Raw genomic sequence first — 15,135 nt, 5'->3', positions numbered from 1 at the left:
ATAGCTAATGTTCAATGTTGAGTGCCTTAAACCACGGGTCGCACACAGAATCATCTTCCTAAGGTAGGCACGATACGGAATTGCCATTGATGGCATATTGCCGCTATTTGGTCGGTTTGGTCGTTCGTATATCACCGACGTTTCTTAGGCAATGTCGTATATCACCGACGTTTTGCGCCTCTTTGAGGTGCCTAAAGCCCCCTAAAAATGGGGTTTGTAAGGGGGTAGTCGGTATATCGGAGGCTTGATGGCTGGTGAATGCTCTAGGAGGGGGGATTTGGGGCTGAATCGTATATCGCCGACAAATTTATTTTGCCTGTGGATACCCTCGTATATCGCCGACACTTCTATTCGTATATCGCCGACGCTTTTGTCGTATATCGGCGACGCCCCTTTCGTATATCGCCGACACACGGTTATGCCCAGACGCAATATCCACGCGGCCTGTAGCACTCATGAGCTACGCATAACACGCGCACGTTGCTTTACAGATTTAACAAAAAAAAAGATTTTATAACTAGCTGGAAAATGCTGGAGGCCACGTCGCACGCGGGTTTCAGAGGGTTGACGTGAGCTTTTGCAAGCTCTAGCCTTCGCCGGAATCTAGATCCACTTAAGTGTTTTTAAAGGGTGTCGAGGAGTGAAATTTACCCCCCCCTCCCCTCTCTTCCGTGGATGCCTTTGGCTTCTAGAAACCATACAAACCACTCTGAGGAGATCGGCCAACCAAGGCTGAAGAACAAGAGTACGAAAAAATCCCTGGCGAACGCCGGGCAAAAAAAAGAGCCATCACGTCTCATCCTGGCAGATAGTCGACGTGAGGGCTCACCGATTAGGTAGCTCGATTATGGACACCTGCGCCTTTGCGTGCAAGGTACACCGCGGATTTTATCGCGCTGATTTTACCTTGCGTTTGTGTACGGATTTTCTGCTGTGAATCAGGCAAAACCTGGAGCACTTCAGACGCCTGTCGACCCTCGCTTTTTTGTCGCTGATACGGCCCTCAATAGAGTCTTTGAGGAGGCTTCGTATCTGGCCAGGTGCAGTGACAACAAAACAGCTATGCGAGTACGTCCGCGCGAGCACGCAATCCGGTATCCCTACTTACAGGTCAACCGGTTAGATCGAGTGTCGTGGCTTATTTTCGACCTGGATCACGCAAACTCTCTCATCTGGGACGATGCCGGCCTTCCCCCGCCCAATCTGATTGTCCGCAACCGTCATTCCGGGTCGTGCCATCTCTACTACGCAATTATTCCTGTATGCACGTCGGATAGCGCCCGGGACAAACCAATCCGTTACATGAAAGCGATCTACAAAGCTTTCGTTGACCGGCTTAAGGCGGATCCCGAGTACCACGGTGGGCCAGTCGCCAAGACTCCAGGCCATCCGTGGTGGCACACCATGGAACTACATAGCAATGTCTACGAGCTAGCCGACCTAGCTGAGTGTGTTGAACTTGAGCCCATAACCCCGTGGGGTAAGGGTCCAGATCTGGACGCAGTATCCCATTCACGTCATTGCATGCTGTTCGAGAACCTGCGGTTTTTCGCGTACAGCATCGTCAACAATGAGCGTGAACATGGTAGCTACGACCATTTCATACAGCGCCTTACCGCCCATGCTCATAACAGTAATCAGTTTGGTGGACGGGGCGCATTCCGTGACGATTTACCTCTGTCCTCGATCCGCTCAACCGTTCGATCTGTAGCTAGATGGACGTGGAACCGCTACACAGGCAACAGCCGGTGCCATCGGGGCGTTATGGAGCTGGACAAGTCTACCCCTCTCGAAGAACGTCAAAGACTCGCTGCAAGACGTACCCATGAAGTACGGCAGAAAGCGACTGAATCCAAGATTCGAGCAGCCTGCCGCGAACTTCACCAGCAAGCTAAGCCTTTAGCTATTGCCGCTCTTGCAGCCCTCTCAGGCTTGAGCAGACAGACAGTAGCCGCCTACCGGCACGTCATTAACGAGACACGCGCAAACGTCGTAGTCGCTTTGCAGCCGCGCTCAAAACAGTCGTCCGATGCAACATCTTCTCCCGTTGTAAAGGCGAGCCAGGTCATCAAGCCCCAGGGTGTTAAATATGGTGCCAATCAGATACCTGCTGGTGGGGTATCGACCCCGCAGGGGGAGATGCCATCCACTCTGCTTGTTTTTGATGATGTGTTGATTGATCCAGGTGATAGCTCATAGGTGTTGATGGGGAGTGTTACGGCACACCGCTTTTAACCCTTACGGCGCGCACTTGCTAAACCTCTCATTTGCGTATGTACGTACGTACGCAAATTGTGCTATTATGTGTTCTTAGGGTTTCGTAACGAGCCTACCTGGCGGCTACCAGGTCAATGTTCTAGGAGCACGTGACACATGAATCAATTACAAATAGGTTTGTTCTTCGACGAATCCAGCGTTGATGTCGCGATCAGTGATTTTGGTTGCTGGAATTTCCCTTGCTTTAACCTCGCTGAATACCAGCTGATGGTCACGCAGGCACGGGGGAACCTGGTGAAGGTCTCAGCCGACCTTCTACCGTTTTTTTTGCAAGGAGTGGAAGCGAGCGAACAGTCGCTTTCCCAAGCCAGAGCTGATGATGTACGGCCTTCTCAGTGGCGCGCAGTGGCTCATTTCAATGACCACACTTGGCTCGAATTGAATCGCGTGGCCACAAATGGCGTGGGCTCAGGTGCCGAGTGCAAGGTTCGTTCTGCTCCGCGTTCCAAGGTGATTGGAATCTACGTTGAAAATGTTGGCTCAATTATCGTGCACGGGTGGTTAAACACTGGCGATGCTCGTTACTGGGCTGAGTTTCTTCCTTGGCGCTCCTGTTTTTTCCGTCCAAGCTTTCGCGATAACGTTGCCGTCATTTCTGAGGCTTATAGCCGGTGGGAAAATGCGGTTTCCTGCATGCAGTTTTCTTCTGCCGGCGACAAAGTACCATCGGTACCAACAGTGAAGGTTAAAGGCCGTGAGTATGTTGTGACCAGCGCGGTTTACAGCCGAGAATATCGTGAAGGTGAAGCATGGGCTTTCGTTCGGCTTTGCGATTGGGCTGCACCGAGCTTCACCTATGACCAGAGCATCAAAGAAATGGAAGCAGGCCGTAAGGAGCGTGGTGATCAGCGTGGTACGTTGGCTAAAATCCGCGGTGAGCTTTGTGTCTTGTCCGAGATGGTGATTTTGGCTGATCACAGTCCTTTGTAGTCTCAGAAAAGACGAAGCCCAGACGGCGGCTACCGATCTGGGCTTCTACCAGGTTGAACTCGTCTAGGAGCGTCTGGATTTTTTCATGATAGCGATTCCTCCGCGACTCCTCAACAAGGCTCGGCCGCAAGATTCAGTACTCAGTTCCCATGTAAACTGCAGCGATTCAGAGAAGAAGAATTCAGATATGAGCGAAGAAGGCGAGCAGAAATCCAAACGAGGCCGTAAGCCGAACCTTGTCCCTTATGTTCAGACGGATATGTTCCAGGCCAATATGGTTGAGTGGCCGGTTAAGGACGACCTGGCCAGCATGGAATTCCCGCTATTCACTCTCTCTACTAATCCGGATACAGCGATCCGTGAGTACCACCAGCCTGGTACCAACAAGCACGTACGGATCATCCCACCTGTGATTGGTGCTGCCACGGTTTTCGATAAGGATCTGTTGTTATTCATAGGTTCACAAATTATCGAAGGTCGTAAGGCTGGTTTGCCCATCTCAAACACCGTCAAATTTGATTCCTACGATTTTCTTCTTGGTACAGACAGAGAGCCGGGTGGGAACGCTTATGCGAACATCCTGGACATGCTTCGGAGGCTCAAAGGCACGCAGATCGAGACAAATATCGTTACGGGGGGTGAAGAGCAAACCAAAGGTTTCGGCTGGATTCATGACTACACGATCACTAAGAAAACCGGTAATGGGAAAGGCGTTCTTGAATGTATCGTGCAGATCTCAGACTGGATGTACAACGCTCTCCTCCACTACGAGGTTTTGACCATTGATCGGCGTTATTTTGCGCTAAGAATGCCCCTTGAGCGTCGTCTGTATGAGCTTGCTCGTAAGCACGTTGGTAACAAGGCTATCTGGAAAGCAGACATCGTACTGATGCAGCAAAAATGCGGATCTACTCAAGATTTACGTCACTTCAGGGCTGACGTACGCAAGATAATCAAGCGTGACTCCTTGCCAGATTACCGAATGGCACTGGATAAGAGCTGTAAGCCCCATAAAATCGTCTATTACACCAGAAACACTAAGCTCCTGTCTGATGAGTTGGTTGCTACTGGCAAAGGCGCTTGGTTTGAAAGTCTTGAGCGTTTCGTACCGGATTAATCGTATATCGCCGACATTTCAGGGCTGCTAATGCAGCCTTTTTTGTTGCTTCTATTTACATACGTACGTACGTACGTATAATTAGACGGTAGCTCAATCGAGCTACCCCTGGCGGCTACCAGGGAATGAATGAAGTCTAGGAGCGAACAAATGAAACGTATACCTCTCCGATCTGTTGACCGGGATGACACCCAGCACCTGCAGGATGAAATTGAGAAGCTCGAATCTGCCCAGAGCGTCATGCTCGAAGCGAACCGGGCTTTAGAGGTTGGTGACGAGCTTACCCTGATACGCTTAGGTCTTGATCCGGCTCACATCAGTGAGCTTGAGCAGCGACACCATGCTGGAAAAAAAGGTTTTCCTGATTACGTGATACGTAACCTCTCACACACCATCCAGCAACTGCAGGAGTACCGTAGGACGTCTGGTCAGCACCGGGGCGACAAGGAAGAATTCGCTGAATAACCTGTTGATTCACATGTACGTACGTATGTATTTGCGTACGTGCGTACATGTATAATGCTCTGTATTGACCAAATTTATTTCAGAGGTGCTTGTATGAAGGCTAAACCAAATGCTGTGACCCCCAAGGGTGAAGCGCCTACCCGCGCAAACAAAACCATAAGCCTTCGCACTGATTTTAACGAACGCTTGCGCGAAGAGGCTCATACAAAAAAAACAACAGCTTCGGCCCTCATCGAAAAAGCCCTGGCCGAAATGTGGGGAATTGATCAGTAAAACTGTCTACGGGTTTGCATGCCTAAGTTTTCTAAACTTGAGCGGTAATGACGGGATCATGGGAAAAGTTCCTGATCCTGTGATCGCTAAGATGGCCAACAACAACTGAAGCTGTTCGTGTTCGGCGAATTAAACTCGGTAAACCAGCTTACTCCCCTCCCCTCCCCTCCCCCTCCCCACCAGGATGCGATTGCTCTCATCGAGCCCTCGGTGCCTATCCCGCTGCCATGCTTTCACGCGCAGCAAACATCCCCCTTCACCAGGTCACCAAACATATTCAATCATTGGGGGTGACCCCTTACCAACAGCCAATGCCTGATTGAGCCCTATCGAGACATGCGTCGACGGCTAAAAGCTGAAGCGAAGTTAAAAGATCCCATGTGTTCTAAATGTTGCTAGTAGCAACAGTTTGAAATTTTACGTACGTACGCATATACGTACGTACGTATTCAATTTATAATGCTCATGACATCAAGGCAACAGTGGCGGCTACCACTGCGCAGCTATGAAACAAGTCTAGGAGCGTATTGCATGGGTTCGGAATTGGCATTGGATTCGATGGTATCGGCATTCTCGGCGACGCAAGCGTACGAGCAGTCAGTCGGGATTCATCATCTTTTTGACCAGCCTTCTAAAGGCGATGTAGTCCGGTTGGCCGATAAGGTCCAAGGGCACCTGACCCCTATGCAGGCCCGTAATCGGATCGAAAACTGGATTGCTCACGCTAAGAGCCAAGCGGCCTGCATGAACAACAGTGACAAAATTGTCCTATCACTTTTCGATACATCGGGCGAATGGTCTAAGCCATGGGAAGAAGCTGGTTACCAGGTCTACCGCTTTGACATCCAGGACAACCCAGAGCTGGGCGACGTTAACAATTTCAATGTCGAATTCTTCAACGAGTGGTTCGGTGACTTCTACGGGCAAGATGTTTTTGCGATTCTCGCTGCATGCCCGTGTACAGACTTCGCTAGATCTGGATGCAGACATTTCAGTAGCAAGGATCTGGACGGCCGAACCATGGCCTCTGTTGAACTGGTTCACCAGACTCTTCGGCTTATTGAGTACTACAAACCTGCATTGTGGGCTATCGAAAACCCAGTAGGGCGGATCGAAAAATTAGGAGGTCTCCCTTCCTGGAGACTTTCATTCGATCCGTGCCATGTTGGGGATCCGTACACAAAGAAGACTTTGATTTGGGGACGTTTTAACGCTGATCTGCCTGTAGCCCCAGTTGAACCGATTGAGGGGTCAAAAATGCACATCAAGTACGGGGGCCGCAGTCTTGCCACAAAAAATGCCAGGAGCGTCACCCCGGAAGGCTTTGCATACTCGTTTTTCATGGCTAACAACCTCATAGATCACCCCCGGTTGGCACTGTGCGGTAAATACGATCGTCTCTCCCAACGACTTCTTGGTCAGGCCATTGATGCGGGTATGGAGTTGCGCGAAATAAGCGACCTGATCGATGACGCCTATCTGATGGACCTCGATGACGAGCGCGCAGATGCTCTCCTGCGGAATGCCGTGCAGGTACGTGGCTGCAATCTCGATAGCTTTGTCGATATAGGCGGGCAGGTTGCAATGAGCATCTGACAGATTCTTGGGTCCCTACTGTGCCCATCCAGAGGCACAGACAGGGTTGTTGCTACTAGCAACAAAGCCAGTTCAGGGATTTATGATTTTTTGCGTTTAATTCCTGAATTTATATATTTACAGATGCAATTCATGAACTATAATCAATTCTCAACTTAAAGAAGGACGCTCACATGAACTCGAACGAAGAATCTCAACAAGATCTCCAGAGTTTTGTTGATTTTGGAGGTCTGACCTACTCCCCGCAATTTGCCGCGGAATGTTTTGGGCTCACCACCCGGCGCTTGAAAGACATTGAGGAGGAAAACGGTGTTGAAATTCGACGAGTTCCGCGTGGCAGTTCGACAGCCCGGGTTTACGGGGTTGCAGATCTGTTTGCAATCGCCGCGCTTCGTCGCCGGCTGGGCCACTCGAAAGGGTTAGGGCGTCAGATTGTCGTCTCAACTTTTGTCCCTAAAGGCGGCACTGCCAAAACAACAACGGCTGTTAACCTTGCTTTATCTGCTCAGTTCGCTGGCCTGAAGACGCTGATTATCGACAATGATCCCCAAGGGGATACGTCCAGCATGTTGGGATACGACCCTGATTTGGGTCCTGATGATCTGACAGAGATGGGTATTCCCCATGATCGCCTTGTTGATGGCCATCTAGGCAACCTGATCAGTCCGCTTTTGCGGATGCGCGCCTTCGATCCAAAGCCACTGGAAGAGGTCATCAAGAAGCCATTTGGTGAGGATGGCATTCATCTGATCCCGGCAGACACTTACATTGAGGATTTGGGAGTGGCGTTGGACGCCTCTAACAACGCCGACATGTGGTATGCCCGCTGGATTGAACAGGCCAAGGCCGGTGAAATTCCGGGATGCGATCTTTCGGGTTACGACCTGATCATTTTCGACAACGCACCCGCTGGCTCCCGTTTGACCAAAAACTCAGTCGCAGCAAGTGACTTGCTGCTATGCCCGATCCGGATGGACAAGTTTTCGTTTCGTGCTCTTCTTCGGCTCAACGACTGGTGCGCTCGCTTTGCGCGAGAATATGACTATGCACCCAAGATGCTTGCGATTCCGACCATGTTCATTCGCAATCGTCCTTCGCTCATCAACAATCTTTACCGGCTCAATGAGCTTTTCCCGGACCGCGTAACCGAGGAAAAAATATACGTCTCTGAGGAGTATGCCAAATCGTTGGATGAAGGCATTCCGTTGCTTCTTTGGAAAGGAGCGACCTCCAAGAGTCTTGGTCCGGTACGCAGCGTCCACCGCGAGATTATCGACAAAATCCGCGAAGTCGCTTCTGCCTGAGTTGTTGCTACTGGCAACACCAAGACCAAATGTTGCTACTAGCAACACTGATTTTTGGAGATGAGCATTATGAAATCGAACGATTACCCTGGAAAACCGAAGCCTGGTGTCGTTGGCCTTCGCAAGCCAGCCGAAATTCCAGCGGGTACACCTTCGAGCGCGAAGGGTAGGGCCGCAATGCTTCAAAAGCTGGATGCAAAGAGTCAGGAGCCGTTGGTTGGTGAGTGGATTGGCAAAGACCAAACCCTGGAGGAGATCCAGGTATCCGGCGTCAATGTCTCCCCGTACCAGCCCAGGTTGGTGTTTGACGCTGTTGCAATCTCGCAACTTGCAGAGTCAATCAGTGAAATTGGCCTTGGGAAACCCATTCTTGTAAGACCGCTTCCAGATGGCCGGTATGAGCTTGTAGGGGGTGAGAGACGCTGGAGAGCTGTCACCATCTTAGGATGGGACACTATCACGGCAGTTGTGAAGCCGATGAGCGACGACATGGCTATGTTGCTCGCCCTGGCTGATAACGAACACGAACAGTTAACAGATTACGAACTTGCCCGTAGCTATGATCGGTACCTTCAAAACGGTAACGACAAGAGCCAGAGCGCCATTGCTCGCCGCTTAGGTATTAATCGCTCCGTAGTAAGTCGGTGCATGGACCTGATGAAGCTCCCGCCAGCGATCCGCCAGTTGCTGGATCAGCATCCAGGATTGATTACCGCGAATTACGCTAAGAAGTTCGTAGAGCTTGCGGATCAGCATCCTCACATCGTCGAACGACAAGTGCTGAGCATGGTTGATAAGGGCACAAAGCAGGAGCAGGCGCTGCGCCAGATTGCTTTGAAGATTTCAGCATGTTCCAACCAGGGCGCACCGGCATTTGTACCGCGTGCCGTCGCCGGCATTGGCACAATTAAGCTTTCAGGTCAGAAACTGGAATTGAAGTGCGACAAAGGTGTGAATCCAAATCTGCTGATGCAGCAGTTTGAAGAATTCCTTAAGAATATCGACCGTAGCAAACTGGCCGCAGTGGAAGCGGAGTAGGGCGCTAGTTCATGGAGAATAGTCATGAGAGTAAATCGGCAATGGTCTTTGCTATGGCTGGCACCAGTTGCAGTTATCGCAGTTGCGACAATCAACCAGTATGTACAGCACACAAGGCAGGTTGAAGCCCGCCTGAGTGCAGAGCGGGATACGCGTTGTTCAACGCAGCTGGTTACACCCTACGTGCCTTTTAAAGACAGCCTCGACTGTGTGGGCTGGAAACGTATCAAATCTGATATTCCACTTCCCGCTGAAGGTTAACGGCCAATGGGTACTCAGCAGCGAATCTTATTTGGTGATGAGGCGGATGCTCACGCTTATTGGAAAAACCGGGAGTGGAAAACGTACGCGGTGGACTTGGTGACTGGATCAGGGAAAAAACGCAAGGTCATCCACACCATGTATGTACGTGCCAGAGACGAGGAGGGGGCAAGGCTGTGCGCCAGGGAAAACGATGTTCGCCGCTCTCCGAAGCCCTTTTACTCCCCACGCCTCGCTGGACCTCGTGAGCTTGGCTGTACACCGGAGGAAAAAACGGCACGTTCGCTCTGAGCCGATTCTAAGCCCGTTCCGCTATCTGCAACTGACCTTCCACAATTGATTGAAATCAGTCATATAACTTGGACTGAGAAAATCCCTTCGCATTCCCCAGTCTGGTTCGGAAGGAACGGCCGCGGTGCGAAGGCATTCTCGACCCCAGCGCCGGTTTACCTGGTCCATAACCCGCATTAAGGCTTCAGATCGGGCAGGTTGATTGACGGAAAAAAGGTCATCCGTGAATTCGCCTCGACACCGCAAGTCGATCAGCAGGATCTCAGCTTTGCTGTACCTCATTCCTTCCCGAAAGATAGCATCTAAACCCCGAAGCGCAGCGCCGGTGAGTACTCGAGTATCATCTGTGGGGTAGGGGAGGGTGCAAGTGATCCCTTGCGCGTACTTTGGGCCGTCACCGAAGAACGAGGTCTGTATGGAAACCCTCAAAACGGCGCACAGTGAGTTTTGTGCCCTGAGTTTTCCCGCTGCTCGATGCACGTAGCTGGCAACAGCCTCCCGTAGGCCTTGCAGCGTGGTTACGCGCTCACCGAAAGATCTGCTGCAGCAGATCGATTGCTTCGGTAATCCGACCGGATCCAGGTCAAGGCATTGCTCACCGTTCAACTCCCTGACTGTACGCTCTAGAACAACAGAAAACTTTTTACCGAGTACTCGTGGGTCGCACTGCGCTAAGTCCCATGCCGTGCGTACGCCGAGTGGTTCGAGGTTATCTTTCATCCGTCGACCAACGCCCCAAACTTCGTCTACGGGCATACGCTTCAGGAGCCACTCCACGGCTTCCTCGGAGCGCAGGTCTACCACGCCACCCGTTTTCTCTTTCCATACCTTGGAAGCGTGCTGTGCAGCCTTGGCAAGGGTTTTTGTGTGCCCCAACCCGATTCCTACAGGGAGCGCGGTCCATAACATGACGCGCGCCTGAATGGCCTTAGCAACGTCTTTGAGCGGTTCTGCTAATCCGTCAAGTCGTACAAATGATTCATCGCAACTGTACGATTCCACAGCCGGTGCAAGTGAGCTAATAGCTAACGACAATCTATGACTAAATTCACCATATAACGTGTAGTTGCTGCTAAATACAGAAACTCCGTTACTTTCGATAGATGAGCGAACTTTAAAATATGGGTCGCCCATTTTTAAGCCCAAGCTCTTAGCCTCTTTGCTTCGGGCCACAATACAGCCATCTGAATTACTGAGAACAACGACTGGTTTGTTTTTTAATTCGGGTCTGAATATGCGTTCGACGCTGCAATAAAACTCGTTAACATCAACCAGCCCAAATACAGGATTGTTATCAACACGCATGTTGGTTGAAATTCCAAGTTACCACGCCAAAGGTAGTTATCTCCGAAAAGTCAGATTGAACTAGAGGAGGGAAGTCAGGATGTTCTGACGCCAGCAGCCATTGACCACCTACTTGAAGGAGCCTTTTTACAATTGGTTGATTATCGACGTAAGCAAGAACAATGTGACCCGACATCGGCGTTATTGTCCTGTCCACCACCAGGCGGCAACCGTCCAAAATGCCGGCCCCTGTCATGCTGTGTCCTTCCACCTGGACGATGAACACGTGGGGTGCGCGGATATTGAGCAGATCGTCCAGCGAGATTGGCGCTTGATAGTAGTCAGCTGCAGGGTTAGGAAAACCTCCGGCTGCAGTGCCTGAAACGAACTGCAGCGGCAGCATTGAGGGGGTTAGGTGACGGATAGCGACAACGTTCATAGGAACACCGATTACTGTTTTTATATACAGTAAACCAGTGGGGGCGATCTCACCAGTGCCAGGCCGACCGAAGGATGGGGGAGGGGTTACTGCTGCGTTTACGTACGTACGTACGCATGTGTATACTGTGCATCTCACCAGACAAAGGAAGACACATGGCAAAGTTTGACGGATCAATAGGCGACAAATTACCAGACCTCATGGCTGACTCACCTTTAGGAGCAGGCTTCGCGATAACTGCTGCAAAAGCGCTTAAAAAAAGAATAGCGACGGTAGCGCGCACTTTACCAATACTGCATAACGCTGATTCGGATCGTATCAGGTACGTTTTACATTTCAGTGAAAATACTCAGATAACGCACTTTGAGGACCTTGCATCGCAGTCGTGGGCAAACGTTATCAGCGCTGGTCATGAGAATGTAACGACGATCACTAGCTTGGATACCCCACAGGATTACAAAGCTATATATATCCTCCGTGTTGGACTTGCAGAAGGTGAGCCATTTTTAGAAGAGTGTGCTTTTTTCTGTGAACAGCCTGAGCTAAATCTCAGAGCTGGTTGCTACGAATATGCATTACGTTACGCGATAAAAGGCGGAGGCTTTGGTAAGGTCTTAATTGGTTTGTCCCCTTGCGGAAATAACTTTGTATGAAAATGATTAATATTGAACCATTAAAAGTTTTTATGGATGCAGCGGAAGACGCGCACAACCAGTATTTGAACCAGCCCAAGCTTCTGGGTGATAAACCTCTTACAGGGGAGGAGCTAGAGGACTACAACCGACAGAGCTCTGAACTTTTGGAATCGTATAACGATGCCTGTAGAGCTCTATTTACAGCCCTTTCGCTCGTGGCAAAAAAGGAGTCCTAAATGGTCACTCAACCCGAGTACCAGGTAGTGGTGGAAAAGTTGAATACCGCTGGATTCGACGTGCCTTTCAATGCTTCCCGGGGTGATCTGCTGGTGATGCTTCAGGACATTCGTCGCGTAGATCAACGGCATGAGGAGTTCGTTGATGAATTGCGCGAAGTCATGGAGATTGGCGGCCGGCGTGATGACCAGCTTTTTACACGCTGGCTTGAAACCGCCCATAGCAGGTTAATGACGTTGGGTAATAGTTCGCCTGAGATAGACACAGAAGAGCATCCAGGGTGGTTCTACGAACGGTTCGAGGCAGGAGTCGACGCAGGATGTGCCGCTGATGAATGGGCAACTTCTCAGGCGAGTAACCAACGTGACAGGCTGCCAGGTGATCAGGCGATAGGTGCCAGACTGGCAGATTGAAGAGGAGTCGGTATAATTGAACTATAGTTAAATTTAAATAGACAATTAATTAACTATAGTTCAAAATAACCTCATCGAAGCTAATCAATGAGGAGTGTCAAAATGAGTACCATGCAAGCCGTATTTGAAATGCCGAAAACGTGGACTGGTCGTCTACAGATCCGTGGTTGCACCACTGGCGATAGTGGCATTCAAGAGGCGGCAGACTGTGACGCAGAGTTCTTCGGGGTTTATGCACAAGACGCCGAGGGGTTGCACATGTGGGTTGAGGATTGTGATACCAAAGAGCAGGCAAATGACCTCGCGAAGTACCTCAAATCCGCATTCTGACGCTTAGGCCCGGTTAAACCCCCACGGGCAGTTCGCTGGCCCTGTCGAAAGCCTTCTTACAAAAGTCGGTTTTCGACAGCAATGATTTAAACAGACAGAGATTGGAACTGAACATGAGTGAAGGTACCCAGCGCTTAACCCCGGTCGAGTTCAAGGCCCTGTTTAGACAGCGCGGATGGACCGGCAAAACTCTTGCTCTGCGGTGGGAAGTATCTGAAGCCTGGATCAGTAAAATTCTGAAAAATCCAGATCGTGCCCCCCATTGGGATGATGCTGTACGTGGTCTGCCCTATGCGGATAATTGAACTATAGTTAATATAATCCTTGCGATTTAATTAACTATAGTTCAAAATACTCTCACTGAAACGGAAAACGTGAGGGTAAAAACATGAATTACACAGCCACGTATAAAGCCCCTATGGGAGCTGGAAAGACGGTCTACGGCTTTGAGATTGAAGTGATCGATCTGCGTACAGAAGTGCGTAGCTGGATCTGCATTGATGCCAACAGTAAAGCGAGCGCTGGCAAGAAGGCTCGGGAGCTTGGGTACTCTGTTTGCTCGATGAATTTCCTCTAACTAATCATTCAAGGAATAGAATTATGAAGTCTCAAATCCTCCGCGCAGCACTCTTGATCGCCACTGCACAAGCCGCTCAGGCGCAAGCGTCAAAAGAAAGCACTCCAGTGTCTACGCCTCCTTCGCATCACAGTTCTACGGAGTCGAGGCATCTGCAGTCGACGTGACGATCACCAAGCTGGAGTCGCACACAGCCACAGCCATCACCAAAGCCCCAGGGCACCCTCTCTGCTCCCTTGAGCTGGCAGAGGTTCCAGACGGTGTGAACACCAACTGGGCCCTTGGCAGTTGGACCTGTGACAAGCAACCAGCCTCCTGAGGGGAGACAAATACAGCAGGGCCGAGCGCTATCGTCGCCGGTCCTCCTTAAGGGTTGCAGTATCGGTTCTGGTCGAAGTGGAGAGAAGGTTGTTGGTGTACGGCGCTGCATTGTCTCAAGCACATATGGCATTAGCTTCAAAGGAACGTATGACTGTTGATTGGAAGCTCATTGATTTGCCCAGTGGTACGACTGCAAACTGGGTCGGATGAGCGATCAGGCTTTGGCTGATGCTGTCGGTACCACAAAGGGACGCATTCGACGGCGGCGGCTCGCGTTCGGTATTGAGGCTTTCAGCGTCGATCAACTGATTGCGCCTTACCGCCATTTGCTGGGTGTCGAATCGGATACGCATGTCGCCCGTTTGTGTGGTGCATCGCTATTCAGCGTGACTGCCTATCGTGAGGCCCAAGGAATAGCGCCAAGACCTAGACGTGTCCCCCTTCCTCGAAAGCCGCGGATCCCGGCAAGTCATCCAGTCGGACCCTACAAGGTGTTACTCGGTCTGGTAGCCGACGAAGACATTGCAAAACCTGCAGGCGTGCCGGTAGCGACCGTCACAGTCTTGCGCGAGGCATTCGGCCTTCAAGAGGCTGCGCCGTTGCCCGAACAGGTCAAGCCCACGCCCATTCCGAACTACACAGGCCCTTGGCTAGGATTTGAATCACTGATTGGCACGATGTCAGCAGCGAAGATCAGCCGTGCCGTAGGTGTGCCGTTCACCGTTGTGGAGCGCCGGCAGGAGTTCCTTGGCGTCACTCCATACCGGCGTACTTCGCGCCTGGAGCGCTACTCGCATTTGCTGGGCGTTGTTTCAAACGGCGTGCTGGGAAAGCTGGCAGGTGTATCACCGTCCCGAGTCGCGGACTACCGCGCACAGAAGGCGTCAGAGCGTGAATCCTCATAAGTGGAGGTGTCAAATTATTTTGTCTAAAACCACCTGACACATCGACGTCACATTCAGAGGTCGATGTGTAGGATTTTCCGTGACCTTCGGGCGGTCATTCTGCGAGGGCTCCAGGGCGCACTAAACTTGAACCTCACCCTTCAATATATGCAGGAGTGTCGCAGCGATGAATGCCCCTGATCCGCAAGCGATCGATGCTGATGTAACTGACCAGATCGATAGCGTAGACGACTGCGATAGTCTTGATGCGATCTCTGAAATTCGCTCGTACATCAAGGGCTACCTGTACAGCCTGTTCAAGTATCAAGTCATCAACGCCTCCACCTACCATCGTTACCAGGATGGGGATGTAAGCCGGAACCCCAGAAATTTCCGTCACCCTAGTTGGGTGGGCTCAACACTCGTGTCACCAGCTACCTTCTGGAGAATCGAGCTCGGCCAT

General features: G+C 51.0%; 19 protein-coding genes. 16 read left to right on the top strand and 3 right to left on the bottom strand.

Annotated features, from left to right (window positions below; genetic code table 11):
* Positions 1-933: 933 nt before the first annotated feature.
* The 8 genes from ACZRKZ_RS24560 to ACZRKZ_RS24525 all read left to right on the top strand — a co-directional run bounded on the left by ACZRKZ_RS24560 (position 934) and on the right by ACZRKZ_RS24525 (position 9,000).
* Positions 934-2,199 carry a replication initiation protein gene (locus ACZRKZ_RS24560; RefSeq protein WP_463983016.1) on the top strand — a complete coding sequence of 422 codons (1,266 nt, stop codon included), beginning with the start codon at positions 934-936 and terminating at the stop codon, positions 2,197-2,199.
* 174 nt (positions 2,200-2,373) lie between these two features.
* Positions 2,374-3,207, top strand: a complete 834-nt coding sequence (locus ACZRKZ_RS24555) for a hypothetical protein (protein WP_463983015.1) — start codon at positions 2,374-2,376, stop codon at positions 3,205-3,207.
* Positions 3,208-3,394: 187 nt separating this feature from the next.
* The gene (locus ACZRKZ_RS24550) at positions 3,395-4,324 is read left to right on the top strand and encodes a replication initiator protein A (protein WP_172693415.1); all 930 of its coding nucleotides are present in this window, start codon (positions 3,395-3,397) and stop codon (positions 4,322-4,324) included.
* Positions 4,325-4,474: 150 nt separating this feature from the next.
* Positions 4,475-4,789, top strand: coding sequence for a hypothetical protein (locus tag ACZRKZ_RS24545; RefSeq protein ID WP_172693414.1), 315 nt, complete (start codon positions 4,475-4,477; stop codon positions 4,787-4,789).
* A 93-nt stretch (positions 4,790-4,882) separates the two neighbouring features.
* The gene (locus ACZRKZ_RS24540; protein WP_172689325.1) at positions 4,883-5,062 is read left to right on the top strand and encodes a hypothetical protein; all 180 of its coding nucleotides are present in this window, start codon (positions 4,883-4,885) and stop codon (positions 5,060-5,062) included.
* Positions 5,063-5,593: 531 nt separating this feature from the next.
* Complete coding sequence (locus tag ACZRKZ_RS24535) at positions 5,594-6,658, top strand: DNA cytosine methyltransferase (protein ID WP_172693412.1); 1,065 nt, start codon at positions 5,594-5,596, stop codon at positions 6,656-6,658.
* Between the two features lie 173 nt (positions 6,659-6,831).
* Entirely contained in the window at positions 6,832-7,962 is a 1,131-nt protein-coding gene (locus ACZRKZ_RS24530) for a ParA family protein (protein WP_172689323.1), read from the top strand.
* 69 nt (positions 7,963-8,031) lie between these two features.
* Positions 8,032-9,000, top strand: coding sequence for a ParB/RepB/Spo0J family partition protein (locus ACZRKZ_RS24525; protein ID WP_172693411.1), 969 nt, complete (start codon positions 8,032-8,034; stop codon positions 8,998-9,000).
* Positions 9,001-9,573: 573 nt separating this feature from the next.
* Here the strand turns inward: ACZRKZ_RS24525 and ACZRKZ_RS24520 are convergent.
* Positions 9,574-10,857, bottom strand: a complete 1,284-nt coding sequence (locus tag ACZRKZ_RS24520) for a Y-family DNA polymerase (protein WP_463983014.1) — start codon at positions 10,855-10,857, stop codon at positions 9,574-9,576.
* Positions 10,847-11,275 (bottom strand): LexA family protein, encoded by a 429-nt coding sequence (locus tag ACZRKZ_RS24515; protein WP_172693409.1) that lies wholly within the window; start codon positions 11,273-11,275, stop codon positions 10,847-10,849. Before ACZRKZ_RS24515 ends, ACZRKZ_RS24520 begins: the two co-directional genes overlap by 11 nt.
* A 155-nt stretch (positions 11,276-11,430) precedes the next feature.
* On the opposite strand from ACZRKZ_RS24515, the gene ACZRKZ_RS24510 reads away from it, so the two are divergent.
* The 6 genes from ACZRKZ_RS24510 (at position 11,431) to ACZRKZ_RS24485 (ending at position 13,467) form a co-directional block, all read left to right on the top strand.
* Positions 11,431-11,928: a hypothetical protein gene (locus ACZRKZ_RS24510; RefSeq protein ID WP_463983013.1), complete on the top strand. Its 498-nt coding sequence runs from the start codon at positions 11,431-11,433 to the stop codon at positions 11,926-11,928.
* Complete coding sequence (locus tag ACZRKZ_RS24505; RefSeq protein ID WP_172693407.1) at positions 11,925-12,146, top strand: hypothetical protein; 222 nt, start codon at positions 11,925-11,927, stop codon at positions 12,144-12,146. The genes ACZRKZ_RS24510 and ACZRKZ_RS24505 overlap by 4 nt, the downstream gene beginning before the upstream one ends.
* Complete coding sequence (locus tag ACZRKZ_RS24500; protein WP_172693406.1) at positions 12,147-12,560, top strand: hypothetical protein; 414 nt, start codon at positions 12,147-12,149, stop codon at positions 12,558-12,560. It abuts the gene before it with no gap.
* A gap of 102 nt (positions 12,561-12,662) precedes the next feature.
* Complete coding sequence (locus ACZRKZ_RS24495; protein WP_172689317.1) at positions 12,663-12,890, top strand: hypothetical protein; 228 nt, start codon at positions 12,663-12,665, stop codon at positions 12,888-12,890.
* A 113-nt stretch (positions 12,891-13,003) separates the two neighbouring features.
* Positions 13,004-13,195: a hypothetical protein gene (locus ACZRKZ_RS24490; protein WP_172693405.1), complete on the top strand. Its 192-nt coding sequence runs from the start codon at positions 13,004-13,006 to the stop codon at positions 13,193-13,195.
* Between the two features lie 83 nt (positions 13,196-13,278).
* A complete protein-coding gene (locus tag ACZRKZ_RS24485) occupies positions 13,279-13,467 on the top strand; it encodes a hypothetical protein (RefSeq protein ID WP_463983012.1) in 189 nt (62 codons plus the stop codon).
* Positions 13,468-13,901: 434 nt separating this feature from the next.
* Here ACZRKZ_RS24485 and ACZRKZ_RS24480 read toward each other — a convergent pair whose 3' ends face one another.
* Positions 13,902-14,141 (bottom strand): hypothetical protein, encoded by a 240-nt coding sequence (locus tag ACZRKZ_RS24480; protein ID WP_463983011.1) that lies wholly within the window; start codon positions 14,139-14,141, stop codon positions 13,902-13,904.
* 138 nt (positions 14,142-14,279) lie between these two features.
* Here ACZRKZ_RS24480 and ACZRKZ_RS24475 point away from each other — a divergent pair, with 138 nt between their 5' ends.
* Complete coding sequence (locus tag ACZRKZ_RS24475) at positions 14,280-14,693, top strand: hypothetical protein (protein WP_463983010.1); 414 nt, start codon at positions 14,280-14,282, stop codon at positions 14,691-14,693.
* A gap of 166 nt (positions 14,694-14,859) precedes the next feature.
* On the top strand, positions 14,860-15,135 hold a 276-nt coding region (locus ACZRKZ_RS24470; protein WP_463983009.1), incomplete at its 3' end, for a hypothetical protein.

The sequence above is a fragment of the Pseudomonas sp. c313 genome (assembly GCF_055407145.1).
The sequence above is the reverse complement of the archived record's forward strand: the minus strand, read 5'-3'. Positions and strand labels throughout refer to the sequence as shown.

Coding starts and splice junctions, on each gene's coding strand:
- ACZRKZ_RS24555 (WP_463983015.1), top strand. CDS start 2,374: ATGAATCAATTACAAATAGGTTTGTTCTTCGACGAATCCAGCGTTGAT.
- ACZRKZ_RS24550 (WP_172693415.1), top strand. CDS start 3,395: ATGAGCGAAGAAGGCGAGCAGAAATCCAAACGAGGCCGTAAGCCGAAC.
- ACZRKZ_RS24545 (WP_172693414.1), top strand. CDS start 4,475: ATGAAACGTATACCTCTCCGATCTGTTGACCGGGATGACACCCAGCAC.
- ACZRKZ_RS24540 (WP_172689325.1), top strand. CDS start 4,883: ATGAAGGCTAAACCAAATGCTGTGACCCCCAAGGGTGAAGCGCCTACC.
- ACZRKZ_RS24535 (WP_172693412.1), top strand. CDS start 5,594: ATGGGTTCGGAATTGGCATTGGATTCGATGGTATCGGCATTCTCGGCG.
- ACZRKZ_RS24530 (WP_172689323.1), top strand. CDS start 6,832: ATGAACTCGAACGAAGAATCTCAACAAGATCTCCAGAGTTTTGTTGAT.
- ACZRKZ_RS24525 (WP_172693411.1), top strand. CDS start 8,032: ATGAAATCGAACGATTACCCTGGAAAACCGAAGCCTGGTGTCGTTGGC.
- ACZRKZ_RS24520 (WP_463983014.1), bottom strand. CDS start 10,857: ATGCGTGTTGATAACAATCCTGTATTTGGGCTGGTTGATGTTAACGAG.
- ACZRKZ_RS24515 (WP_172693409.1), bottom strand. CDS start 11,275: ATGAACGTTGTCGCTATCCGTCACCTAACCCCCTCAATGCTGCCGCTG.
- ACZRKZ_RS24510 (WP_463983013.1), top strand. CDS start 11,431: ATGGCAAAGTTTGACGGATCAATAGGCGACAAATTACCAGACCTCATG.
- ACZRKZ_RS24505 (WP_172693407.1), top strand. CDS start 11,925: ATGAAAATGATTAATATTGAACCATTAAAAGTTTTTATGGATGCAGCG.
- ACZRKZ_RS24500 (WP_172693406.1), top strand. CDS start 12,147: ATGGTCACTCAACCCGAGTACCAGGTAGTGGTGGAAAAGTTGAATACC.
- ACZRKZ_RS24495 (WP_172689317.1), top strand. CDS start 12,663: ATGAGTACCATGCAAGCCGTATTTGAAATGCCGAAAACGTGGACTGGT.
- ACZRKZ_RS24490 (WP_172693405.1), top strand. CDS start 13,004: ATGAGTGAAGGTACCCAGCGCTTAACCCCGGTCGAGTTCAAGGCCCTG.
- ACZRKZ_RS24485 (WP_463983012.1), top strand. CDS start 13,279: ATGAATTACACAGCCACGTATAAAGCCCCTATGGGAGCTGGAAAGACG.
- ACZRKZ_RS24480 (WP_463983011.1), bottom strand. CDS start 14,141: ATGCGTATCCGATTCGACACCCAGCAAATGGCGGTAAGGCGCAATCAG.